The sequence below is a fragment of the Vibrio sp. Vb1026 genome, assembly GCF_033338745.1.
In the GTDB taxonomy this organism is placed as follows: Bacteria; Pseudomonadota; Gammaproteobacteria; order Enterobacterales; family Vibrionaceae; genus Vibrio; species Vibrio alginolyticus.
Genome location: NZ_JAWOTH010000023.1, coordinates 25,002 through 48,898, shown reverse-complemented (window position 1 = coordinate 48,898; position 23,897 = coordinate 25,002). Strand labels below are relative to the sequence as shown.

At 46.2% G+C, this 23,897-nt stretch carries 26 protein-coding genes; 8 read left to right on the top strand and 18 right to left on the bottom strand.

The genetic code is table 11. The features are described 5' to 3' along the window. Positions 1-231: 231 nt before the first annotated feature. From fusA to fkpA, 8 genes are all read right to left on the bottom strand, one after another. Complete coding sequence (gene fusA, locus R7E47_RS22040; protein WP_005382794.1) at positions 232-2,331, bottom strand: elongation factor G; 2,100 nt, start codon at positions 2,329-2,331, stop codon at positions 232-234. A gap of 75 nt (positions 2,332-2,406) precedes the next feature. After that, a complete protein-coding gene (rpsG, locus tag R7E47_RS22035) occupies positions 2,407-2,877 on the bottom strand; it encodes a 30S ribosomal protein S7 (protein WP_005382796.1) in 471 nt (156 codons plus the stop codon). Positions 2,878-2,978: 101 nt separating this feature from the next. Continuing rightward, positions 2,979-3,353 carry a 30S ribosomal protein S12 gene (gene rpsL / locus R7E47_RS22030; protein ID WP_004399892.1) on the bottom strand — a complete coding sequence of 125 codons (375 nt, stop codon included), beginning with the start codon at positions 3,351-3,353 and terminating at the stop codon, positions 2,979-2,981. Between the two features lie 177 nt (positions 3,354-3,530). After that, on the bottom strand, positions 3,531-3,806 hold the full coding sequence (gene tusB, locus R7E47_RS22025) for a sulfurtransferase complex subunit TusB (RefSeq protein ID WP_158156949.1): 276 nt from the start codon (positions 3,804-3,806) through the stop codon (positions 3,531-3,533). A gap of 7 nt (positions 3,807-3,813) precedes the next feature. Next, positions 3,814-4,170, bottom strand: a complete 357-nt coding sequence (gene tusC, locus R7E47_RS22020; protein WP_005382801.1) for a sulfurtransferase complex subunit TusC — start codon at positions 4,168-4,170, stop codon at positions 3,814-3,816. Continuing rightward, on the bottom strand, positions 4,167-4,562 hold the full coding sequence (gene tusD / locus R7E47_RS22015) for a sulfurtransferase complex subunit TusD (protein WP_053350707.1): 396 nt from the start codon (positions 4,560-4,562) through the stop codon (positions 4,167-4,169). The genes tusC and tusD overlap by 4 nt, the downstream gene beginning before the upstream one ends. After that, positions 4,559-5,281: a transcriptional regulator gene (locus R7E47_RS22010; protein WP_005382804.1), complete on the bottom strand. Its 723-nt coding sequence runs from the start codon at positions 5,279-5,281 to the stop codon at positions 4,559-4,561. The genes tusD and R7E47_RS22010 overlap by 4 nt, the downstream gene beginning before the upstream one ends. Positions 5,282-5,424: 143 nt before the next feature. Further along, positions 5,425-6,207, bottom strand: coding sequence for an FKBP-type peptidyl-prolyl cis-trans isomerase (gene fkpA, locus R7E47_RS22005; RefSeq protein WP_017821751.1), 783 nt, complete (start codon positions 6,205-6,207; stop codon positions 5,425-5,427). 128 nt (positions 6,208-6,335) lie between these two features. Here fkpA and R7E47_RS22000 point away from each other — a divergent pair, with 128 nt between their 5' ends. Further along, a complete protein-coding gene (locus R7E47_RS22000; RefSeq protein WP_258483941.1) occupies positions 6,336-7,322 on the top strand; it encodes a WD40 repeat domain-containing protein in 987 nt (328 codons plus the stop codon). Next, the gene (locus R7E47_RS21995) at positions 7,319-7,546 is read left to right on the top strand and encodes a SlyX family protein (RefSeq protein ID WP_005381455.1); all 228 of its coding nucleotides are present in this window, start codon (positions 7,319-7,321) and stop codon (positions 7,544-7,546) included. The genes R7E47_RS22000 and R7E47_RS21995 overlap by 4 nt, the downstream gene beginning before the upstream one ends. Before the next feature lie 83 nt (positions 7,547-7,629). Here R7E47_RS21995 and R7E47_RS21990 read toward each other — a convergent pair whose 3' ends face one another. The 5 genes from R7E47_RS21990 to kefG form a co-directional block, all read right to left on the bottom strand. Beyond that, a complete protein-coding gene (locus R7E47_RS21990) occupies positions 7,630-8,571 on the bottom strand; it encodes an isoaspartyl peptidase/L-asparaginase family protein (RefSeq protein WP_258483936.1) in 942 nt (313 codons plus the stop codon). Positions 8,572-8,702: 131 nt separating this feature from the next. Beyond that, complete coding sequence (slyD, locus tag R7E47_RS21985; protein WP_005381451.1) at positions 8,703-9,254, bottom strand: peptidylprolyl isomerase; 552 nt, start codon at positions 9,252-9,254, stop codon at positions 8,703-8,705. A 92-nt stretch (positions 9,255-9,346) separates the two neighbouring features. Beyond that, positions 9,347-9,547: a YheV family putative zinc ribbon protein gene (locus R7E47_RS21980; RefSeq protein ID WP_005381449.1), complete on the bottom strand. Its 201-nt coding sequence runs from the start codon at positions 9,545-9,547 to the stop codon at positions 9,347-9,349. Positions 9,548-9,580: 33 nt separating this feature from the next. After that, on the bottom strand, positions 9,581-11,377 hold the full coding sequence (kefB, locus tag R7E47_RS21975; RefSeq protein WP_017633740.1) for a glutathione-regulated potassium-efflux system protein KefB: 1,797 nt from the start codon (positions 11,375-11,377) through the stop codon (positions 9,581-9,583). Then, the gene (gene kefG / locus R7E47_RS21970) at positions 11,364-11,954 is read right to left on the bottom strand and encodes a glutathione-regulated potassium-efflux system ancillary protein KefG (protein WP_213911379.1); all 591 of its coding nucleotides are present in this window, start codon (positions 11,952-11,954) and stop codon (positions 11,364-11,366) included. The genes kefB and kefG overlap by 14 nt, the downstream gene beginning before the upstream one ends. Positions 11,955-12,163: 209 nt before the next feature. Between kefG and R7E47_RS21965 the strand changes: the two genes are divergently transcribed. From R7E47_RS21965 to crp, 6 genes are all read left to right on the top strand, one after another. Then, the gene (locus R7E47_RS21965; RefSeq protein ID WP_042523641.1) at positions 12,164-14,083 is read left to right on the top strand and encodes an ABC transporter ATP-binding protein; all 1,920 of its coding nucleotides are present in this window, start codon (positions 12,164-12,166) and stop codon (positions 14,081-14,083) included. Continuing rightward, positions 14,080-14,568, top strand: coding sequence for a TIGR02444 family protein (locus R7E47_RS21960; protein WP_005382813.1), 489 nt, complete (start codon positions 14,080-14,082; stop codon positions 14,566-14,568). Before R7E47_RS21965 ends, R7E47_RS21960 begins: the two co-directional genes overlap by 4 nt. An 87-nt stretch (positions 14,569-14,655) precedes the next feature. Next, positions 14,656-15,663 carry a hydrolase gene (locus R7E47_RS21955; protein WP_005382814.1) on the top strand — a complete coding sequence of 336 codons (1,008 nt, stop codon included), beginning with the start codon at positions 14,656-14,658 and terminating at the stop codon, positions 15,661-15,663. Positions 15,664-15,696: 33 nt separating this feature from the next. Continuing rightward, a complete protein-coding gene (locus R7E47_RS21950; RefSeq protein ID WP_005382815.1) occupies positions 15,697-15,909 on the top strand; it encodes a YheU family protein in 213 nt (70 codons plus the stop codon). Positions 15,910-16,034: 125 nt separating this feature from the next. Next, a complete protein-coding gene (locus R7E47_RS21945; protein WP_005381434.1) occupies positions 16,035-16,904 on the top strand; it encodes a phosphoribulokinase in 870 nt (289 codons plus the stop codon). Between the two features lie 240 nt (positions 16,905-17,144). Continuing rightward, entirely contained in the window at positions 17,145-17,777 is a 633-nt protein-coding gene (crp, locus tag R7E47_RS21940) for a cAMP-activated global transcriptional regulator CRP (RefSeq protein WP_005381432.1), read from the top strand. Between the two features lie 136 nt (positions 17,778-17,913). On the opposite strand, the gene R7E47_RS21935 is transcribed toward crp, so the two are convergent. From R7E47_RS21935 to R7E47_RS21915, 5 genes are all read right to left on the bottom strand, one after another. After that, a complete protein-coding gene (locus R7E47_RS21935; protein WP_318085062.1) occupies positions 17,914-18,705 on the bottom strand; it encodes a DUF1338 domain-containing protein in 792 nt (263 codons plus the stop codon). Between the two features lie 248 nt (positions 18,706-18,953). Continuing rightward, entirely contained in the window at positions 18,954-20,411 is a 1,458-nt protein-coding gene (astD, locus tag R7E47_RS21930) for a succinylglutamate-semialdehyde dehydrogenase (protein WP_318085061.1), read from the bottom strand. A 28-nt stretch (positions 20,412-20,439) separates the two neighbouring features. Then, entirely contained in the window at positions 20,440-21,459 is a 1,020-nt protein-coding gene (astA, locus tag R7E47_RS21925) for an arginine N-succinyltransferase (protein ID WP_033907163.1), read from the bottom strand. Positions 21,460-21,568: 109 nt separating this feature from the next. Then, on the bottom strand, positions 21,569-22,780 hold the full coding sequence (locus tag R7E47_RS21920; RefSeq protein ID WP_005381420.1) for an aspartate aminotransferase family protein: 1,212 nt from the start codon (positions 22,778-22,780) through the stop codon (positions 21,569-21,571). 361 nt (positions 22,781-23,141) lie between these two features. Beyond that, positions 23,142-23,729 carry an aminodeoxychorismate/anthranilate synthase component II gene (locus tag R7E47_RS21915; protein ID WP_065274924.1) on the bottom strand — a complete coding sequence of 196 codons (588 nt, stop codon included), beginning with the start codon at positions 23,727-23,729 and terminating at the stop codon, positions 23,142-23,144. Between the last annotated feature and the right edge of the window lie 168 nt (positions 23,730-23,897).

The following is a 23,897-nucleotide window of genomic DNA, read 5'->3' as shown; positions in this document are numbered from 1 at the left end:
TGTTTTACCGTGGTCAACGTGGCCGATAGTACCAACGTTAACGTGCGGTTTCGTACGTTCAAATTTTTCTTTAGACACGATCGTGTTCCTTCCTAGTTATGATTCGTCGTGATCATTATTGATCGACGACGCGCCAGAAATTGTTATTTTATGCGCCAACGCCCGTTAGCGCAATATTTGGACGCCCTGATCTCGCAAAAAGTCGTAAACTTTTTGCAGTTCAATCGTCAATTAGTAACCACGCTCTGCAATAATTTTATCTGCGAAGTTTTTCGGCACTTCAGCGTACTCGTGAAACTCCATAGAGTAAGACGCACGGCCTTGAGTTGCAGAACGTAGATCAGTTGCGTAACCGAACATTTCGGATAGTGGTACTTGAGCACGGATGATCTTAAGACCAGCCACACCTTCGTCCATGCCTTCAATGATACCGCGACGACGGTTTAGGTCACCAACAACGTCACCCATCCAGTCTTCCGGAGTGGTTACTTCGACATTCATCATAGGTTCTAGAATCACAGGTTGTGCTTCTAGTGCACCTTTCTTGAATGCCATCGAGCCAGCGATCTTAAACGCCATCTCGCTTGAGTCTACATCGTGGTAAGAACCATCAAATAGTGTAGCTTTAATATCTAGTACAGGGTAACCCGCTAGAACACCACTATTCATTTGCTCTTCGATACCTTTCGATACCGAGCTGATGTATTCCTTAGGAATCACACCGCCCACGATTTCGTCTACGAATACGAAACCTTCACCAGGCTCAGAAGGCTCAAGTTTGACCCAAACATGACCGTATTGACCACGACCACCTGATTGACGAACAAACTTACCTTCAACTTCCGCTTTACCACGAATGGTTTCACGGTAAGCAACCTGAGGTTTACCAACGTTACAATCAACGCTGAATTCACGCTTCATACGATCAACGATAATGTCTAGGTGAAGTTCACCCATACCTGAGATCAGAGTCTGACCTGATTCGTCGTCCGTTTCCACGCGGAATGATGGATCTTCCGCTGCTAGTTTACCTAGCGCGATAGCCATTTTCTCTTGGTCTGCCTTAGAACGAGGCTCTACAGCAATCTGAATAACTGGTTCAGGGAACTCCATGCGTTCTAGAATCACTTTGTGGTTCTGATCACACAGTGTGTCACCTGTTGTTACGTCTTTCAGACCGATAGCAGCTGCAATATCACCAGCGCGAACTTCTTTCACTTCTTCACGCTTATTCGCATGCATCTGAACGATACGACCGAAACGCTCTTTCTTCTCTTTTACTGAGTTGTAAACAGCGTCACCCGAGTTTACAACACCGGAGTAAACACGCATGAAAGTTAACGTGCCCACGAATGGGTCAGTCGCAATCTTAAACGCTAGCGCAGAGAAAGGTTCGTTGTCGTCAGCATGACGCTCAACTTCATTTTCTCTTTCGTCGACACCTTTAATTGCAGGTACGTCAACTGGCGATGGCAAGAACTCAACTACTGCATCCAGTACCGCTTGAACACCTTTGTTCTTAAACGCACTACCACAAGTAGCCAGTACGATTTCGTTATTTAGTGTGCGAGTACGTAGAGCTTGTTTGAGCTCAGCTTCAGTCAATTCACCTTCTTCAAGGTACTTGTCCATCAGCTCTTCGCTAGCTTCAGCAGCGGATTCAACCATGTGGTTGCGCCACTCTTCAGCAAGTTCAATCATGTCAGCTGGGATGTCTTCGTAAGTAAACGAAGTGCCTTGATCGGCATCATTCCAGTTGATCATTTTCATCTTGATAAGGTCGATGACACCTCTGAACTCATCTTCCGCACCAACGTTCAGCTGGATTGGAACAGGAGTCGCACCAAGACGATTCTTAATTTGGTTCACAACGCGTAGGAAGTCTGCGCCCGCACGGTCCATCTTGTTTACAAATACCAAACGTGGAACGTGGTATTTGTCTGCTTGACGCCATACAGTTTCAGACTGAGGTTCAACACCAGATGAGCCACAGAACACAACCACAGCACCATCAAGTACACGAAGAGAACGCTCTACTTCGATAGTAAAGTCAACGTGTCCAGGGGTATCAATGATGTTTACGCGATGCTCAGGGAACTGTGCTTCCATACCACGCCAGAATGTAGTAGTCGCAGCGGATGTGATAGTGATACCACGCTCCTGCTCCTGCTCCATCCAGTCCATGGTTGCTGCACCATCGTGAACTTCGCCGATTTTGTGAGAAAGGCCAGTGTAGAACAGAATACGCTCAGTTGTGGTTGTTTTTCCTGCATCTACGTGAGCACAGATACCGATATTACGGTAGAGCTCAATAGGAGTTTTACGAGCCACGATTGTATCCTCTTACTAAGGTGTACCTTAGAGTATAGAAAAGTGCTGCGAGAGAACCTCGCAGCACAGAAGGTATTACCAACGGTAATGAGCGAACGCTTTGTTTGCGTCAGCCATGCGGTGAACGTCTTCACGTTTCTTAACCGCAGTACCTTTGTTCTCAGACGCGTCTAGCATTTCAGCAGCTAGGCGTTGAGCCATAGATTTTTCACCACGCTTGCGCGCAGCTTCAACCAACCAACGCATAGCAAGTGCGTTACGGCGAACCGGACGTACTTCTACAGGTACTTGGTAAGTTGAACCACCAACACGGCGAGATTTAACCTCTACCGCTGGGCGAACGTTTTCAAGAGCTTCTTCAAAAATAGCTAAGTGGTCTTTACCAGACTTTTCAGCCATAGCATCTAGTGCAGTGTAAACGATTTTCTCTGCAGTAGATTTTTTACCGTCAACCATTAGGATGTTAACGAATTTTGCCAGCAATTCAGATTTGAATTTTGGATCTGGAAGGATCTTACGCTGACCAATGACGCGACGACGTGGCATGGATTTATCTCCGTTGTCTTCTTCAGGTTTTATCCAAAACTTTTCAGTTTTTTCAAAAAATTAAAAATAATTTAGTGTTTGGCCTTACTTAACGGAATCCATTAAGACTTAGGACGCTTCACACCGTACTTAGAACGACCTTGTTTACGGTCATTTACGCCAGCACAGTCTAGTGCGCCGCGAACAGTGTGGTAACGCACACCTGGAAGGTCTTTAACACGACCACCACGGATTAGAACAACTGAGTGCTCTTGAAGGTTGTGACCTTCACCGCCGATGTACGATGTAACTTCGAAGCCGTTTGTCAGACGTACACGACAAACTTTACGAAGTGCTGAGTTAGGTTTTTTAGGTGTAGTAGTGTAAACACGAGTACATACACCACGTTTTTGTGGGCACGCTTCTAGTGCAGGCACGTTGCTTTTAACAACTTGCTTTGCACGTGGCTTACGTACCAACTGGTTAATAGTTGCCATTAACTAGCTCCTGATTTACTTGAAAGTAAGCTTTGTGAAAAATCTATCCCCAACTGCCAATGCAGTTAGGGACGCAAAATTCTATGCAGCAGTGAGAGGTGTGTCAAGAAATATACGGATCTTTTTTGTTCAATTAGAACAATTCATCCGTAAAGCTTTGTCGACAGCAAATCTTGTTCAATCCCAAGTTAGGGATTTATCCTGTTTTGCTGTTAGTTCAACGAAGCCTGAATAATTCACAATCGTCAGCGATGGACTAATACGACTTGCAATACCGCGAGCTTGAGTATCGCTCTCTAACACAAATACGCTGCGGTTGTTTAGGTGGGAAAATGCTTTATGTTGCGAGTTAGCAGCGTACACTGCATCTTCTATAAGTAAGATGTCATCCTGTTCACTGCATAAAGGCATAGCGTCTTCTAGAGCAGAGACTGTTTTTATGATGTGTAACATAACTTCCTCAAAAAGACAGTAGCTTGCCAGCGTGTTGTAACTTATCTTTGAGCTGTTCTGAGCTTAACGCTTGGGCTTCAATGACTAAATCCGCTTGCGCCAAACCTCGCTGGGTTAACGACTCTGAACACACAAAGACTTGTTCGATGTCGTATAAATCGAAAAGCTTTAACATCGGCGCGTAATCTTTACTCAAAATATTGTTGGGGTCTTGTCCGAGTAGAAGCTGGTATACCCCGTCACCCATGAAAATGACGCTGATATCTTCACAGTAAGCCGACGCGGCTAACAGTGCATCCACACCTTCACGACCAGCTGCACTGCCATGTGGCGCACTACGAAATAGATAAGTTAACTGACTCAAAACTGTACCACTCTGTCTTGGGTTAACATCGCTTCAGCTAGGCTACCTAAGCCTGCTTGTTCAAAACCATCGGCTAGATTGTTCTGAACCAAACCATGTTGATTCGCTTCTTCTTCACTTACAATCCCGCGACGCAAAGCGGCCGCGACACAAGTTTCTAGGCGAACACTATGCTCTTTAGCCAAAGACTGCCACGCCTTATTGAGATCAAATTCATCGTTGGCTGGCACACTCAAGGCAGTACCATTAGTCACACCATCTTGATAAAAGAAGACGCTCACTAGCTGATGGCCTTGCTCTATCACCGCTTTGGCGAACTGATAAGCACTGCGCGCTGACTGGCTGCCATAAACGGGACCATTCACCACTAACGTATAAGTCAGTTTACTCACCTTTCATCATCCTCGGTTTTACGTTGACGAATGTACAAGTAAACGGTGTGTTTTGAAATATTAAGGCGATCCGCGACACGGTTGATGGCATCTTTAATATCGAAGATACCTTTGTCGTACAACTCCATCACGATCTGGCGATTTTTGGTGTTGTTAGACACGGATTTATCCGCATTGATCTCTTCGATGGTGCGTTCAACAGTTTGGTCCACCAGCTCTTCTACGTCACTAGCAAAGTTGACCGAGGAAGCCGCTTCTTTCGCTTCTTGCGTCGGCATGAAAGACTGAAGAACTTGCGAGAAAGGCGCATCCAAGTTGACGTTGATACACAACAGACCAATCACGCGATTTTCGCCATTACGAATGGCGACAGTAATCGACTTCATCAACACGCCACCTTTTGCACGGGTAAAATACGAACGTGAGAAGTTGCGCTCCGAGCCTTCGATGTCTTTTAGCATCTTAAGCGCTAAATCAGTGATTGGTGAGCCGACTTGGCGCCCCGTGTTTTCACCGTTAGCGATTTTAATTGCAGAGGTATTTAAGTCTTCTAGAGAGTGAAGAACGATTTCACAAAATGGACCTATCAGGCTGGCGATACCATCCACGACCGCCTCATAAGATCTTAAAATGATTTTGTCGTGCTCGGTAAACGGCATCACGTTAACGGATTCCATTTCGAGCAACATCTCCGCGTTTATTGTTTCTGTAGTTGTCATAAGCCTTCGAGCGAAAAATCAACAAATTGGTGTAAGTTTATCAGAAAATTTGAAAAGCAACCTAGCAAACTCACCAACTAGTGACCTAGAACAAAAAAGGCCCGTTAAACGGACCTTTTTCAATAACTTATCGCAGCTTATTGTTATTGCTCTGCGTTGTCGTTCTCAACTTTTAGCAGCTCAACTTCAAATACTAGCGTTGAGTTAGCAGGAATGCTTGGTGTGTCTTGGTCACCGTATGCTAGCTCTGGCGGGATAACGAATTTGAATTTAGAACCCACAGGCATTAGCTGAACACCCTCTGTCCAACCTGGGATTACACGGTTAAGTGGGAACGTTGCAGGTTCACCACGATCGTATGAGCTGTCGAACTGAGTACCGTCGATCAGAGTACCTTTGTAGTGTACTTGAACCGTATCAGTGTCTTTTGGCTTCTCACCTTCAGCTGGTGTCATTACTTGGTATAGAAGACCTGTATCTGTCTTCACTACGCCTTCTTGCTTCTCAAACTCAGCACGGAAATCATCGCCAGCTTTTTTCGCTTCAGCTGCTTTCTCAGCCGCTTGTGCTTGCATCTTTTCTGCAACACGCTTGTCTAGAGATTCTAGTGCTGCACGTGTTTCTTCTTCATTCAATTCAGCATTGCCTTTGAAGACGTCTTCGATACCTTTTAGTACCAAATCTTTGTTAAGATTAATGCCGATTTCGCTTGGCTTGTCGATGCTTGTGCTTAGGTAGTTAGCAAATGAAACACCGATTGCGTATGCCGCTTTGTCGTCGTCGGTTTTAAAGTGAACCGCTTTACCGGTTTCTGCTTGAACTTGTTCTGCTTGAGGTGCGGTTTCTGTTTTAGTTTCTTCTTTCTGACAACCTACCGCTAGCATGACTGTTGCAGCAAGTAGCGACACTTTTAAAACTGATTTCATTAAATTCTCCCAATAATGGCTCTGCCATTGGTTGTTGTGCACAAATCTTCTATGAGACTAGTGAAGACAATCGTTATACCAATATACTAGCTATATGTCTTAAGACACAAACCGGATTATTAGATGTGATGCAAAGAATTTTTCATTTATTCCTATATTTAATTGTCATCACCACGTTAAATGGTTGCTTTTTCGCCGAGCGTGAAGTGCAGCGTTGGCCGATAGAACCACAAGGTGCGACGAGCTTCGCACTTAGCAGAGATGGACGGTTTGCTCTGCTCTATTCTCAACAACGTCATTTGATGTTGTGGGACCTAGAGCAAAATGAACAACTAGCCAATCTGGGTGAACTCGATGCCGATGCCAATGTGGTTTCCCATATCCGCATATCTGACAATGGTCGCTACGCAATTACAGCAAGCCAAATGAACTTCGCAGTTTGGGACCTAGGCTGGACGCAATCCGAAGGCCTTTGGTCTATCTCTGATGCGCTCATTCGCGACGTTGATATCACCAGTAATGGTGGACAAGTTCTGCTTGGGTTATCCAACGGTAAAGCAATTTATGTCAACTTAGTCACCGGGCGTCGCATGGAGTTCCTTGCGCATCGTGAAAAAGTCAATTCCGTGGCCATTTCTCCTAATGGGCGCTTCGCCCTAACCGGAGGTAATGACTATAAAGCGTATCTGTGGGATACCGAAACCGGACAAGTACTACGAACCTTCGAACATGAACAACGAATTGTTCGCGTGGTCCTGCAAAGAGATGGAAAATTAGCAATGACATCTGATGGCGGAAACCAAGCGATTGTTTGGAATTTAAAAACTGGACAAGAAGTCACACAGTTGAGCAGTTGGTCACGCCAATTAATTTTCTCTACCGCACGATTTTCTGACGACGGGACTCAACTAGTCACAGGAAGCCCTTCTGGCCGTGTGTCGATATGGGATACTCAAACCGGAAAACGAATGAGTGGATTTGAAGTGGAGCCCAAAAAAGACACTCGCCCTCCCCGTGCGGTCGTGTATGATGCAGCCTTTGATTCAAAACAACGCGTAATTACTGCTACTTCAGCAGGTATTGCCCAAGCTTGGCAGTTAGAGAACGGATCATGACAGAAAAAATCATTCAGCAATTGGAAGCACGCATTAATGACTTAGAATGTCAGCTTGCGTTCCAAGAACAGACTATTGAAGATCTGAACGGCGCTTTATCGCAGCAACAACTGCAAATTACCAAGATGCTCGATCAGATGAAATATGTGGTAGGTAAAGTAAAAAATATGGACTCGTCGAATTTAGCCGATCCGTCAGAAGAAACCCCACCACCGCATTATTAAAATGCAGGCTCAAATAGCATAAAGCCCAGAACATGTTCTGGGCTTTGTTGTATTAATTACTTAAGAAGGTACTCAAGAGGAAGCTATTCGTCGGCGTAGATTTTAACGCTCAGCTCGCCTTGCGTATTAATGCCTGCTCGGTACATGCCAGAACTGTTCATCGCAAAGTGCATCTCACCTTTAGCATCAATGGCAATCAAACCGCCCTCTCCGCCCATTTGTTTGAGATCACCTTGGATAATGTGTTCACAAGCCGTATGAATATCTTCTTGTAAGTAACGCATACGTGCTGCAACGTCTTCCGCAACACGTTTACGAATAAAGAACTCGCCGACACCCGTAGTGGAAACTGCCACGACGCCATTTTCGGCCACCGTACCACAACCAATCAGAGCAGAATCTCCGACTCGGTTGTATTTCTTATTCGTCACGCCACCCGTACTGGTGGCAGCGGCTAAGTTGCCTTGTTGGTCCAATGCCACCGCACCAACCGTACCGTGCTTACGGTCATCTGGGTAACGAGATTCCGACAAAGCAAGCAGTCCTTTCTCACGCATAGACAGCAACTGCTCATAACGGCGATCAGTAAAGAAGTAATCTTGCTCGGTATACTCATGGCCTTGCTCAAAAGCAAACTTCTCTGCGCCCTCACCCACCAACAGCACATGATTGCTGTTTCGCATCACGTCACGAGCGAGCTCAATTGGGTTTCTGATATGACGAACCCCAGCGACCGCACCTGCTGCAAGGTTTCGCCCATCCATCACAGAAGCGTCCATTTCGACCATTTCGTTGTTGGTCAGCACTGAGCCTTTACCCGCATTAAAGTTAGGAGAGTCTTCCAATACTTTCACTGCCGCTACGACGGCATCTAAGGCTTCACCGCCCGTTTCTAGAATTTGATGTCCCGCTTTTACCGCAGCTTCTAAATCCGCCAAGATGGATTGTTGCAGCTCATCGCTCATCTGTTCACGCAAGATGGTGCCCGCACCACCATGAATGGCAATCGAGAAAGGTTTCGTCATCACTTTGTCCAACTGTTATTCCTTGTATGGTTGGCACTACACCTTAGATAAACAAAAAGCGCAAGTTGAAAACTCAACTTGCGCTTTTCAAAGCTTTGCTAGATAAGATTATCTAGTGAAGGAGCTTATGATTAGTGAGAACCACAGCTACCGCCGCCACAGCAGCCGCCTTCTTCTTCGTGATCGTGGTCATGATCGTGACCACCACAACAGCCACCACCTTGGTGGATGTGACCGTGTTCGATCTCTTCTGCTGTTGCTTCACGTGTAGACATAACTTCTACTTCGAAAGTTAGTGTTTGACCAGCTAACATATGGTTACCGTCAACAACCACTTCGTTGCCGTCAACTTCTGTTACTTCAACAGGGATTGGACCTTGGTCAGTGTCAGCTAGGAAGCGCATGCCAACTTCGATTTGCTCAACGCCTTGGAATACGTCCGCAGGAACGCGCTGTACTAGCGCATCGTTGTGCTCACCGTAAGCTTCTTCAGGAGCTACCGTTACTGAGAACTTGTCGCCAGCCACTTTACCTTCAAGTTCTTTTTCAAGACCTGTGATTAGGTTGTTGTGACCGTGAAGGTAATCTAGAGGTGCTTCTGCTGTTGATTGATCAACAACGACACCGTCTTCCATCATTACTTTGTATGCAAGGCTTGCAACAACGTTCTTTTCAATTTTCATACTAACTCCAGGGAGATTAATTGACTTAACCTGAATGGGGTTAAGTACTGAGATATCTGGGTGTATTATGGGGATCAATTATCGAAGTTCAATTACTCCGGCTTAAAAATTCCGATCATTTCCTGATCTGAGTGTTTATTTTTCTCTACAGATTGTGGTTTGCGCTGCTCTGTAAACTCACACTCGACACACTCAACTAACTCGATGTTATTTTCAATCCACCAGCGCAGGGTATCTTGCTGGCTGCAATTTGGGCAGCTAGCGCCGGCAATAAAACGTTTCTTGATTTTCACGCTATTTCCTTAGCTTGAGTCTTGGCTCAAGTACTACTTCCAATGATTAGGTGACTGATGGTCGCTCTCCATTTCACGACCAAATATTTCTTCTAGCTCTTTGCGTGCCTCTTTCGCCCTTTGAGCTAATTTCTTATCTTCATTGTGTTGAGGCAATAAGTCCTTAAGCATAGCATTATCCAACTTGCGAAAATGTGCTTCTGCCCGCTTTGCTTGATAAGGATGCATACCCAGTTCTACGAGCGCTTGGCGACCGAGATCTAGCGCCCCTAAAAATGTTTCACGAGAGTAATTCTCTACACCATGACTCATTAACTGGTAAGCCTCGACACGGCTTCTTGCTCGGGCTAACAACTTAAGTTTCGGGAAGTGCACGCGACAAATGTCCACGATGGCCATCACCTCATCAGGTGAATCAGTACAAATAATCAATGCTTCCGCTTTATCAGCGCCAGCAGCCCTCAATAGGTCAATTTGTGTAGCATCGCCATAAAACACTTTGTAACCATACTTACGTAATAGGTGGATTTGGCTGGCATCACTTTCTAATACTGTCACTTTGATTTTATTGGCATACATTAAACGTCCGACGATCTGACCGAAACGTCCAAAGCCTGCAATGATAACGCGTGGTCGGCGATCCACGACTTTCGTGGTCATGCCCTCTTCTTCTTGATTCAGGGTATGAGCAAACCACTTCTTTTGTCCCATCAGCAAAAGAGGAGTCGTCACCATGGATAGACTGACCACCACCAACAGAAACGCCACTTGCTCTTTGGACAAAATGCCCTCTTGGCTCGCCGCGGTAAATATGACAAAGGCAAACTCACCGCCTTGGCTCAAAATTGCAGCCATACGGCTTCTCGCTTTGGCTCCGACACGGGCAGCTCTCGCCAATGCATACAAAACCAAACCCTTAACCACGACCAAAGCCACCACCGCACCGAGAATCTCTAAAGGATGTAATGCCAATAACCCCAAGTTTACCGCCATGCCCACCGCAATAAAGAATAACCCCAACAACAGACCTTTAAATGGCTCGATAGCGATTTCCAACTCATGGCGATACTCACTCTCTGCCAGCAAAACGCCTGCTAAAAAAGTCCCCAATGCCATCGAAAGGCCGAGCTTTTGCATCACGACCGAAATGCCAAGCACGACTAAAAGTGCAGCAACGGTAAAGAGTTCACGAACGCCGCTCATCACGACAAAACGAAATAGCGGACGTAGTAAAAAGTGACCACCAATCAACAGTGCTACCACACTGCCTAAAATAGTGAAGACATCCAACCAACTTCCACCACTATGCCCGCCTGCTAGCAAGGGCAACATCGCCAGCATCGGGATCACTGCAATATCTTGAAAGAGCAGCACCGCAAAACCAGATTGCCCCGTTTCGGTACCATTAAGCCCTTGCTCTTCAATGACTTTAAGCGCAATCGCCGTCGAGGACAGCGCCAACCCCATCCCGATCACTAAACTCACTTGCATGCTTACGCCAAACATACTGACGACACTACCAATCACGGCGGTCGTGACCACAACCTGCGCACCGCCTAAACCTAAAATCGGCCCTCGCATCTGCCACAATTTTTTAGGGTTTAATTCCAGCCCTATCAAAAACAGTAACAACACAACCCCAAGCTCGGCAAAATGCAAAATGGCATCAACGTCGCTAATTAAGCCAAGCCCCCATGGGCCAATCAACACACCAGCAAGTAAATAACCTAAAACCGAGCCAAGCCCAAGGCGCTGAGCAATCGGCACCGCAATAACCGCAGCCGAAAGAAAGACCACACTGCTTTGAAGAAACTCACTAGTGATCGCCATACTGACCTCCTCGATCTGCCGCTTGCCCGTTTTCAAGTGGGTTACTCAGCCATCCACGGTATAACTCGGCATGTTCGTAGCGTTCAATATCCGAAACATTTCTTGACCAATACAACACCAGAGGTTCAATCCAGTGCATTTGGCATAGGGCTGCCGTCAGTTCAAACGGTTGCAAGATTTGCTCAAGTGGGTATTTGTTGTACCCCTTCGCGCTGAAGGCTTCTTCTTTACCACCTGTTGTAATGACACTGCGCCAGTATTTTCCTTCTAGAGCCGCACCTCCGCCAAACGCAAAGCCTTTACCTAACACTCGGTCTAGCCACTCTTTTAATAGGGCTGGACATGAATACATATAAAGTGGGTGGTGAAATACGATCACATCGTGAGCGAGCAACAACTCATGTTCGTAATTCACATCAATAAAGAAATCGGGGTAAACACCGTAAAGATCGTGCACAGTGACGTGATCAAGCGACTGAGCTTTTTTTATCATCACTTGATTGGCAATCGAGTTATGTGGCTCTGGATGAGCATAAATGACCAGAACTTTTGGGAGAATAGACGGTGCAACAGCCAAATGGTCGTCCTTGTGGTTATTTTTATCCGTTATCAAATTGTTATACTTTTTTGTACAGCATAATGCAATTAAAGCGAATCAATCGACTTTTCCGGTCAATACCCCTACTATTCACCGCTAGATATATACCCAAGTGGCTTTAAAAACGATTGAAACCACTTCGCTATGTAACCAAGCAACGCGCACTGCGCAAAGTGAATGAAAACTTTATGATTACCTTCTCTGATATTCAGTTACTGCGTGGCGGTAAACCTCTTTTAGACCAAGCTTCTGCGACTATTCACCCTGGCGATAAAGTCGGTCTTGTGGGCAAAAACGGCTGCGGTAAATCAACGCTGTTTGCCCTACTGAAAGATGAACTGTCAATTGATGCAGGCTCATTTAGCCAACCTCAACATTGGGAGTTGGCCTGGGTCGCACAGGAAACGCCTGCGCTAGAGCGCACTGCACTGGAATACGTCATTGATGGTGATCGCGAATACCGCGCTCTCGAAAAGCAGTTAGCTGAAGCAGAAACACAAGACAACGGAACCCTAGTTGCCGAGATACACGGTAAAATTGAAACCATTGGTGGTTACAGCATTCGCGCTCGCGCGGCAGAACTGCTCGATGGTTTAGGGTTCAGCCAAGAGCAAATGAGTTGGAGTTTGACCCAATTCTCGGGTGGTTGGCGTATGCGTCTTAACTTGGCTCAAGCGCTATTGTGTCGTTCTGACTTATTGCTACTCGATGAGCCAACCAACCACTTGGATTTGGACGCGGTAATGTGGTTAGAGCGTTGGCTACAAAACTACCCTGGCACGCTGATTCTGATCTCGCACGACCGAGACTTCCTTGATCCAATCGTTGGTCGCATCATTCACATCGAGAATCAGCAGCTGAACGAATACACGGGTAACTACTCGTCATTCGAAAACCAACGCGCACAAAAGATGGTGTTACAACAAGCGATGTTTGAAAAACAACAGAAGCAGATGTCGCACATGCAAAGCTACATCGACCGCTTCCGTTACAAAGCATCAAAAGCACGCCAAGCCCAAAGCCGTATCAAAGCTTTGGAGCGCATGGAAAAAGTACTGCCAGCTCAATTCGATAACCCATTTAGCTTCCAATTCCGTGAGCCAGCTGCGCTGCCAAACCCAATCATGATGATGGATGAAGTATCTGCAGGTTACGGTGACAACCTCATCTTAGAGAAGATCCGCTTGAACTTGGTTCCTGGCAGTCGTATTGGTTTACTCGGCCGTAATGGTGCGGGTAAATCGACCTTAATCAAGCTGCTCTCTGGTGAACTTAACGCGCAAGGTGGTGACCTAACTTACTCACAAGGCGTGAAAATTGGTTACTTCGCTCAGCACCAGTTAGAAACGCTTCATCCTGAAGAAACGCCGCTGCAACACATGATGCAAATCGCACCCGATCAAACCGAACAGCAGCTACGTGATTACCTAGGTAGCTTTGGCTTCCAAGGTGACAAAGCACTAGAAAAAGTTGCGCCGTTTTCTGGTGGCGAAAAAGCCCGTTTGGTATTGGCTTTAATTGTGTGGCAAAAGCCAAACCTGTTGCTACTTGATGAACCGACCAACCACTTAGACTTGGACATGCGCCAAGCATTGACGATGGCACTGCAAACATTCGAAGGTGCGATGGTGATTGTTTCGCACGACCGCTATTTACTGCGCGCTACGACCGATGACTTGTATTTAGTGCATGATAGACAAGTTGCTCCGTTCGACGGTGACTTAAATGACTATTATAAATGGTTAACCGAACAACAAAGAGCGGAACGCAAAGAAGCGCAGGCTGCACAGCCAAGCAAAGATACGGCCAACAGCGCAGCTGCGAAGAAAGAGCAAAAACGTCGCGATGCAGAGTTTCGAAAACAGACAGCGCCAATTCGCAAAACGCTGACACAACTAGAAAATAAAATGGATAAGTTAGGTGCTGCACTGGCCGAAGCTGAAGAACAATTGGCGGACAACTCACTGTATGCGGCCGAAAATAAAGCTAAACTTAACCAAGTGCTGGCACTTCAAGCTTCCAGTAAAGCTGAGCTCGAAGAAATTGAAATGGAATGGATGTCTGCTCAAGAAACGTTGGAGCAGATGGAGCTAGAGTTTAATCAATGAGTAATCAACACGCTGAATACACACTCACCCTAGAACACCTTTGGCAGTTTAGTCTGCAATTTTATGGTGTGCGAGAAGTGAAAGAGGCGTGTTTATCATTACAGAACAATTATCACGGTAACGTGAACCTACTCCTGCTGCTCAGATGGCTCGATGAGCAGCAACTCATTTTCCAAGAAAAAGACTGGCCCTTGGTGCAAGACTGTCTAGGTAGGAGCGAAACTTTACTTCACTCCTTTCGCGACCTTCGTCGCCACCTTAAGTCTCAAGTCAATGACGCTTTGTATCGTGAGACCTTGCAGTTTGAGCTGCAACTAGAAAAGCAGCAACAAGCGGATTTGGTGGACTGCATTAACTCACTTGCACTACTCAAAAATGATGGTGACCCACTGACGTTGAGATACTGTCGTCAACTCGGTGGAGAGCATTTGCAGCAAGCCTTTGCTATGCCGGTGCCAAACATTCAACCACCAAAACGCCCATAAATCTGTAGAATACCTATAATCTTTATAAAGGATTATATTAATAAGTTCTTCAACGGACACCGAAGGACCGCATAAGAGCAGTTAGGTATGACACAATTTTTCGCAGCCGCCGGGATCAAAAACCCGCATCTCCAAACGCTTTTGCCGCGTTTTATTCGCAAAAAAGCGTTGTTTACGCCGATTTGGCAAACCCTCGATACATCCGATGGCGACTTTCTCGATCTCGCGTGGAGCGAGGACCCAACCCAAGAGCCTGCACTAAAAAAGCCGATTTTTGTTTTATTTCATGGGTTAGAGGGATGCTTCTATAGCCCTTATGCCAATGGGCTAATGAATGCATTTGCTCAATCTGGATGGCTGTCGGTGATGATGCATTTTCGTGGCTGCAGCGGTAAACCAAACAAAAAAGCACGAGCTTACCACTCGGGTGAAGTGACGGATGCTCGTTACTTCCTAGAGCACCTTGAACAACGTTTTCCTGATAATCCCAAAGTTGCGGTTGGTATTTCTCTTGGCGGTAACATGTTGGCGAATTATTTAGCCCAATATAAAGACCACCCTATTTTGAATGCAGCGACTATTATCTCAGCTCCTTTAGACCTAGCGGCGTGTGCGAACCGTATAGAACAAGGCTTTTCGAAAGTGTATCGCCGTTATCTGCTTTCTTCACTGAAACGTAACGCGTTACAAAAGCATCATCTATTGCATGGCGAGCTCGCTTTGTCCTACAACTCAATAAAACGTGTCACACGATTGTATGAATTCGATGATTTGATCACCGCACCATTGCATGGCTTTAAAGACGCACAAGATTATTACGACCAATGCTCTGGCTTAAGTAAACTACAGCAAATCACGCTACCCACACTGATCATCCATGCCAAAGACGATCCGTTCATGACCGACGATGTGATCCCGAAATTTGTTCTGCCAGATAACATTGATTACCGTCTCTTTGAGCACGGTGGCCATGTTGGCTTCCTGACAGGAACGGCGTTAAAACCTAAGTTTTGGTTGGAGGAAGCGCTGCCCGCGTATTACGAAAGTATCGCCGCAGATTACCTTTCTGCTGTATCCAAGCAACGAACGCAGTAAACTAGCCGCTCATCATAAAAGTTAGAGGTATTTATGATCATTCCATGGCAAGACATTGCGCCGGAAACATTGGAAAACTTAATTCGTGAATTCGTCTTACGCGAAGGAACGGATTACGGAACCGTCGAGGTTTCTTTGCAAGACAAAATTGATCAAGTTAAAGCTCAATTGGAAAAAGGTGAAGCGGTTATCGTGTTCTCTGAGCTACACGAAACCGTCGATATTCAGCATAAAACAAAATTTTAGACCCTTCACATTTTACCGTATCCCACTCGATGACAAGGTATTGTTACGTGCTATAGTGGGATATCGACCGTGCAGTAGTAACTCTACTGCACATTACAGGTAAGTAATTTTCGACAAGGTTTGTCATGTCAGCTAAACACCCAATTATTGCGGTTACTGGTTCGTCCGGTGCCGGCACGACCACTACATCTGAAGCCTTCCGTAAAATGTTCAATATGATGAACGTTAAACCCGCATGGGTTGAAGGCGATAGCTTCCATCGCTTTACTCGCCCAGAAATGGACATCGAAATTCGCAAAGCCCGCGAGCAAGGTCGACACATTAGCTACTTTGGCCCACAAGCTAATGACTTCCCGGGATTAGAAGAGTTTTTCCGTAAGTTCGGGCATGACGGTACTGGCAGCGTGCGCCGTTATCTGCACACGTTTGACGAAGCGGTTCCCTACAATCAAATGCCAGGCACGTTTACACCGTGGCAAGACTTACCCGAAAACAGCGACGTGCTGTTTTATGAAGGGTTACATGGTGGCGTGGTCGATGGCGATGTTAATGTTGCTCAACATGTGGATTTCTTAATTGGCATGGTGCCGATTGTGAACTTAGAGTGGATCCAAAAATTCGTACGTGACACTCGCGATCGCGGCCATTCGCGTGAAGCGGTAATGGACTCAATCGTGCGATCCATGGACGATTACCTCAACTATATCACTCCGCAGTTTTCTCGTACTCACATCAACTTCCAGCGCGTACCGACCGTTGATACTTCCAACCCACTTAATGCAAAAGGCATCCCTAGTTTGGATGAGAGTTTTGTGGTGATTCGCCTACGCGGTATCAAGAATGTCGACTTCCCATATCTGCTGGCCATGATTGATGGCTCATTCATGTCACGCCACAACACGATTGTCGTACCCGGCGGTAAGATGAGCTTTGCAATGGAGCTCATAGTTCGGCCTATCCTACAACAGCTCATCGAAACAGGGAAAATTGGCTAAAAACCTGCCTGCGAAGATGTTTACTTTTCATACCGTGATCATGTGCACAGTTTTGCTTACAAAATCTCAATCATGGCACGATTAAAATCAAGAAATCGTTTTCGAAAAAGGATACTATTTCTTACCGAAACACAAGAGAGCTTGCAGCATATAAAAAGTGCTCTTATTCTAGTAGGCCTAATTCAGGCTTAGCTAAAATATGGATAGCGCAAGCGTACCCTGCAGAGGAAGTGAGATATTATGGTTCTAGGTAAACCTCAAACCGACCCAACATTAGAGTGGTTTCTTTCACACTGTCATATTCATAAGTACCCTTCAAAGAGCACGCTAATTCACGCGGGCGAAAAGGCAGAAACTTTGTACTACATCGTTAAAGGTTCTGTTGCGGTTCTTATCAAAGACGAAGAAGGTAAGGAGATGATCCTTTCTTACCTAAACCAAGGAGACTTTATTGGTGAACTTGGTCTATTCGAGGAAGACCAAGAGCGCACAGCTTGGGTTCGTGCTAAATCTCCTTGTGAAGTTGCTGAAATTTCTTTCAAGAAGTTCCGTCAGCTTATCCAAGTAAACCCAGACATCCTAATGCGTCTTTCTGCGCAGATGGCTCGTCGTCTTCAAGTAACTAGCCAAAAAGTGGGTGACCTGGCGTTCCTAGACGTAACTGGTCGTATCGCTCAGACGCTTCTGAACCTTGCAAAACAACCAGACGCAATGACTCACCCAGACGGCATGCAAATCAAGATCACTCGTCAAGAAATCGGTCAAATTGTTGGCTGTTCTCGTGAGACAGTAGGTCGTATTTTGAAGATGCTAGAAGAGCAGAACCTAATCTCTGCTCACGGTAAAACCATCGTGGTTTACGGTACTCGTTAATCTCAAACTAGAGTGACACGAACAAAATTATAAAAGCCACCAATGGAAACATTGGTGGCTTTTTATTTGCTCATGACCAAATGAGATAGGGTGCAGCGAACACTAATGAGTAAGCTTAACAGGTTAACCCTAAAACTTAGCTATTCGTACTTTCAAAGATTTTGTCAGCTGAAGCGGCCACGAAACCTGGGTACAAATCACCATTTTCCATCGGATAGCGCTTAGCAAATTCATAAAACCCGCCAGGGATAATTTCAGTGCCTTCGCTAAAACGAACCGCTACTTTATCTGCCATGGTCGATGACTGCTCTAGCAACACCTCAGGAGTGCCCTTCACTTCACCACCATTTTCATTAATGGTAAACCCAGCGGTACGCAGATGATCGTTTACCTGCTTCACTTCTTCATATTCATTGAGCTGGTTAACGCTCACCGTGAAGTGGTTTGCTCCGTAACCATGCGCCGCAAGCCAAGATGCGTACTCACTTTCTTTAGCCAACGTTTGGTAATCAGCAAAGCTTAAATCCCACAAGCGTCCACCATGTAAGAATGCGCTATCGTTCAGCTTGTCAGCATCGACTTGTGCCACCAAATTTTTCACAATCTCTTGTAGCTCAGACGAGCACTCTTCAACTTTTAGCTCACTAATAAAGACTTTAGGTCGCTTCGGATCTGGGTGCTCATAGTGCTTAGCAACCAGCTTTTTGCTTTCGAAAACGTAATCACCACACGCCTTGTAACCAATAGCTACAAATGGCTTAGCTAGAGTTTCAATACCAAGAGGCGCGATATTGAAGGTACGTAAAGCTATATGATCATTAATCAGAGGCTCATCTTCTTGAAGCAGCTGATGCACTTTAGCAGCCGAAGGGCAAAGACGTTGAATGTAATCTTGCCATAGCGATTCAAATAACACATCGGGCGTCATAACGACTCCTTGTTACGAGATGTAGAGTTTAAAGGTAAGCGGAAGTTGGCTGCTCGTTCACAACAAAAGTTGTCCAGAATAATGAACGAGCAACCATCAACCTGTGACGGTAAATGCCAGTCAGTCAACACGCTTTTCCGAGTCTTTGCTCACTTTTCGTGTTCTGCCAACGATCACTACAACCCATACCTAAATGATGCGCCGGCAAGGTGAGCCGCAATGCATAGTTGCGACTCTATTATTAAAACTTATAGCGCTACACCTGGACTCAATGTTGCAGGCAAGACAGTCTCTTGACCTTCCATTGATGCCATTGGGTACGCACAGTAATCTGCTGCGTAGTAAGCGCTTGGGCGCAAGTTACCCGACGCCCCCGGACCACCAAATGGCGCATCACCGCTTGCACCAGTGAGCTGGCGGTTACGGTTCACGATTCCTGCACGAATGTGGTCAACGAAGTATTCCCATTCTTGGTAGTCGGTTGAAACCAAACCAGCAGATAAGCCAAAGCGCGTATCGTTTGCTAGCGCCACGGCTTTGTCTAATCCTTCGTAGCGCACCACTTGCAGAAGTGGGCCGAAGTACTCTTCATCTGGTAACTCAGCAATGTTCGTTACATCAATGATGCCTGGAGAAACAAACGCCGCCTCTCCTGCTTTCGCTTCAATCAAGCTTTCACCGCCAAGAGACTGTAGATTAGCTTGTGCATCAAGAATAAACTTGGCTGCCGCGACCGAAATTTGCGGTCCCATAAATGGCGCAGGTTCTGCAAATGGTTGGTCTACGCGAATATTGCGTGTCGCTTCAACGAGTTTGGTGATAAGCGCATCGCCTTTTTCACCCAATGGCACATACAAACGACGAGCACACGTACAACGCTGCCCAGCACTGATAAACGCTGACTGGATGATGGTGTAAACCGTGGCATCCAAATCACCATATTTATCAGAGATCACCATCGGGTTATTACCACCCATTTCTAGTGCGAGCATCTTGCCCGGTTGACCCGCAAATTGACGGTGTAATACATGCCCCGTATTCGCGCTACCCGTAAACAGTACGCCATCAATGCCTTTAGCGTCAGCGAGGGCGATACCAGTTTCTTTCGCGCCTTGGACAAGGTTAATCACGCCTTTCGGCAGACCGGCTTCTTCCCATAGCTTCATTGCCAATTCACCCGTCCATGGCGTTTGCTCAGACGGTTTGAAGACTACCGTGTTACCAGCCAATAGCGCAGGCACAATGTGACCATTTGGTAGGTGGCCTGGGAAGTTGTAAGGACCAAACACCGCCATCACGCCCAATGGGCGGTGGCGCAATACGATTTGGTTGCCTGCTGCTTCACGGCTCGCCTCACCAGTGCGGTCATGATAAGCGCGAATCGAAATGGCAATTTTACCTGCCATGGCTGCTGCTTCAGTGCGCGTTTCCCAAATCGGCTTACCGGTTTCTTTGGCAATCACTTCGGCGATTTTTTCGCTGTTCTCTTTTACTTTCTCCGCAAAAGCCAACACGATTGCCTCACGCTCTGAAAATGGACGCTTTTTCCAGTCAATAAACGCTTCACGCGCTGCAGATACCGCCTGGTTCACCTGCTCTGCCGTTGCACCTTTGCCTTGCCAGATCACTTCTTGGTTGTACGGCGACAGAGACGTAAATGCCTCACCCTGACCTTGTACCCATTCACCTGCAATCCAATGTGTCATTGTTTCTATCCTTAAATTCTGTCGTCTGTTACTGCGGAAGAAGGCGAACGAAATCCCCTTCTTCAACCGAAAGTGCATCCGCAACGTCTGGTGCGATCATTACGCTTTGTGTTTCTGCGTCATACGCCGCTTTAGTGACTGTCGCACGGAAGTTCTCGAAAGATGAATTACACATCAAGAAGTCTTGTGTGCTGGAATGTTCAGAGATTTTGACTTGCGCGCGGAATGAATGACGTACCGACTCAATATTACGCAGATCACACTCAACCGTTGGGCCACCATCGAAGATGTCGACGTAGCCTCGGTTGGTAAAACCTTCACGCTCAAGCAGCTTCAGCGCTGGACGCGTGTTGTCATGTACTTGACCAATCACGGCTTGCGCTTCTGGGCTGAGCAGATTGATGTAAATAGGCAGTTTCGGCATCAAGTCGGCGATAAAGCCTTTCTTGCCGATACCTGTCAGGTAATCTGCAAGCGTGAAATCGATAGAGAAGAAATGCTCTTGAAGCCATTGCCAGAATGGTGAATTACCCTCGTCGTCTGAAACGCCACGCATCTCCGCAAAGATCGTTTCAGAGAAGCGCTCTGGGTGTTCAGCCATCATTAGGAAACGACACTTCGACATTAGACGACCATTCAGACCTTGGCGGAATTTCTCACGCAAGAACAAGGTACAAATTTCGCTGTTACCCGTGTAGTTATTACCAAAAGTAAGCAGTTTAACAACGTTGTTAACGCCAAGCTTTGGCGACGAGTGCACAACTTTACTAATGTGATATGAGTAAAATGGGACATCCCAGCCGATAGATGCTTCGATTCCGGTGGTACCCGCAACCTCACCCGTTTCAGAGTCAAAGCCAACCATCAGGTAGCCTTCATCGCCTGGTTCTGCCACATCTGACTTACCAAAGCTGTACTCTGAATGTTTGATTCGATTGGTTAACAGTTCTTCGTTAACCGGTAGAGATGTAAATCCGTGACCAGACTCCACCGCACAAGTGTGCAGTGCGTCGTAATCCGACATCGCGATAGGGCGAACTACTAGCATCAATACTCCCTCCAGATGCAAGAAGATCCTAACTATATTGTAGGAACAATTCCCCCATCAGAGATCCTTGACGGGGGTGTCTGCGTTGACGTTTAAACTGATATCGCGCTTAAACTAAAGTCGCGATCGCTTTATCCAGTTTCGCCAAGCCTTCTTCAATTTCTTGTTGTGTGATAACGAGTGATGGTGTGAAACGTACGACATTGGCACCCGCAACCAATACCATGAGACCTTGTTTACCTGCAGCAACCAGCACGTCACGCGCACGGCCTTGCCATTCTTCATTTAGTGCAGCGCCAAGTAATAGGCCTTGACCGCGCACTTCTGAGAAGATGTTGTACTTCGCGTTGATCTTCTCTAGGCCTTCACGGAACATTGCTTCGCGTTCTAGCACACCAGCCAACACCTCTGGCTTAGTAACTTCATTTACAACCGCTTCTGCAACCGCACACGCTAGTGGGTTACCGCCATATGTAGAACCGTGAGTGCCCACTTTCATGTGCTCTGCCAATTTTGCTGTCGTTAGCATTGCACCGATTGGGAAACCGCCACCAAGTGATTTCGCAGTACTTAGAATATCTGGCGTGATACCTAAACCTTGGTAAGCGTAGAAGTTACCTGTACGGCCATTACCAGTTTGCACTTCATCGAAGATCAGTAAGGCGTTGTGTTTGTCACACAGCTCGCGAACCGCTTGAGCGAACTCAGGCGTTGGTGGCACGATGCCGCCTTCACCTTGTAGTGGCTCCATCATGACCGCACAAGTACGATCAGACATGTGCGCTTGTAAAGCTTCGATATCGTTGTAAGGAAGGTGTGTCACGTCGCCTGGCTTAGGACCGAAACCGTCAGAGTATGCCGCTTGGCCACCAACCGTTACGGTAAAGAATGTACGACCGTGGAAACCTTGTTTGAATGCAATGATTTCAGATTTCTCAGTGCCATGAACGTCTGCTGCATAACGACGTGCCAGCTTCAAAGCGGCTTCGTTTGCTTCTGCGCCAGAGTTAGCAAAGAACACTCGCTCAGCAAAACTCACTTCTGTTAGCTTTTTCGCCAGACGAAGGGCTGGTTCGTTCGTCATAACGTTACTTAAGTGCCAAAGCTTGTTAGCTTGCTCTGTTAGTGCGTTTACCATTACTGGATGACAATGGCCAAGACAGCTCACTGCAATACCACCAGCAAAGTCGATGTATTCATTACCTTCCTGATCCCAAACACGTGAACCTTCACCTTTAACAGGGATCATTTCCATCGGGTTATAGCAAGGTACCATTACCTCATCGAATAAACCGCGCTCTACTTTAATTTCCGTTGTCATTGCACATTCCTTCTTGATACCGCATGCGTAGCAGATAAGCGAATTTAACCGGCTCTCTTTGCCAGCAAATAATGTTTTGCATTTAAGCTATTGCGGCATTGTATTTACATTTAATTAACCATTTCAATAGTGATTTATTCTTTTCGTTCTCGAAAGTAACTTACATTAATCACTGCTTATGACTATTTATGCATCAAGAAAGTAAAATAGAGAAGTGATTTTTTATAAATGTTATGTAATACAGGGGATAGAAGGTTTTAAAAGACATGAATAGACAAAGAGACTCGAGAGAATCGCATAGTTTTGCAATCCGCTCACCTCAGCAAAAAGATGAATGATTTGTTAAGAAAAGTGATCGCGATCAGATCGTTTTGCGTGCTAAAAAGTTCGCAAGCAACTCGTGACCTTGCTCAGTTTTGATTGATTCTGGGTGGAACTGCACCGCATCAATTGGCAAGGTTTTATGTTGGTAACCCATTATTTCATCCATGCTTCCGTCAGGCAGTTCTGTCCATGCAGTCAGTTCAAACACGTCGGGTAAAGTACCGTTTTTCACCACAAGAGAGTGATAACGGGTTACCGTGAGTGGGTTATTCAGATTTTTAAACACACTACGACCGTTATGACGAATCGGTGAGGTCTTACCGTGCATCACTTGTCGTGCACGTACCACTTCACCCCCAAACACTTGCGCTATCGCTTGATGGCCAAGGCAAACACCCAATATTGGAAGCTTACCAGCGAAGTGTTCTATCGCTTTCAGTGAAATACCTGCTTCGTTCGGCGTACATGGCCCTGGCGAGATCACCAAATGAGTTGGGTTGAGCGCCTCAATGCCTTGGATATCGATTTCATCGTTACGCACCACCTTTACGTCTGCACCAAGCTCGCAGAAGTATTGGTAAAGGTTGTAGGTAAAAGAGTCGTAGTTATCGATGATCAACAACATAAAGGGTCGGTTGCTCCAATCCGTTTTGGCAATGCTTACGTAGTGAATCGCCACGTTCGTGACAATCAAGGGCGGTATTTTGCTATACCAAGCAAGAAAGGCAAGTTTTTGCTGAATAAAAAGGCCAGCATAGGCTGGCCTTTGGTCTTTACAGCTATTTAGGAAAGG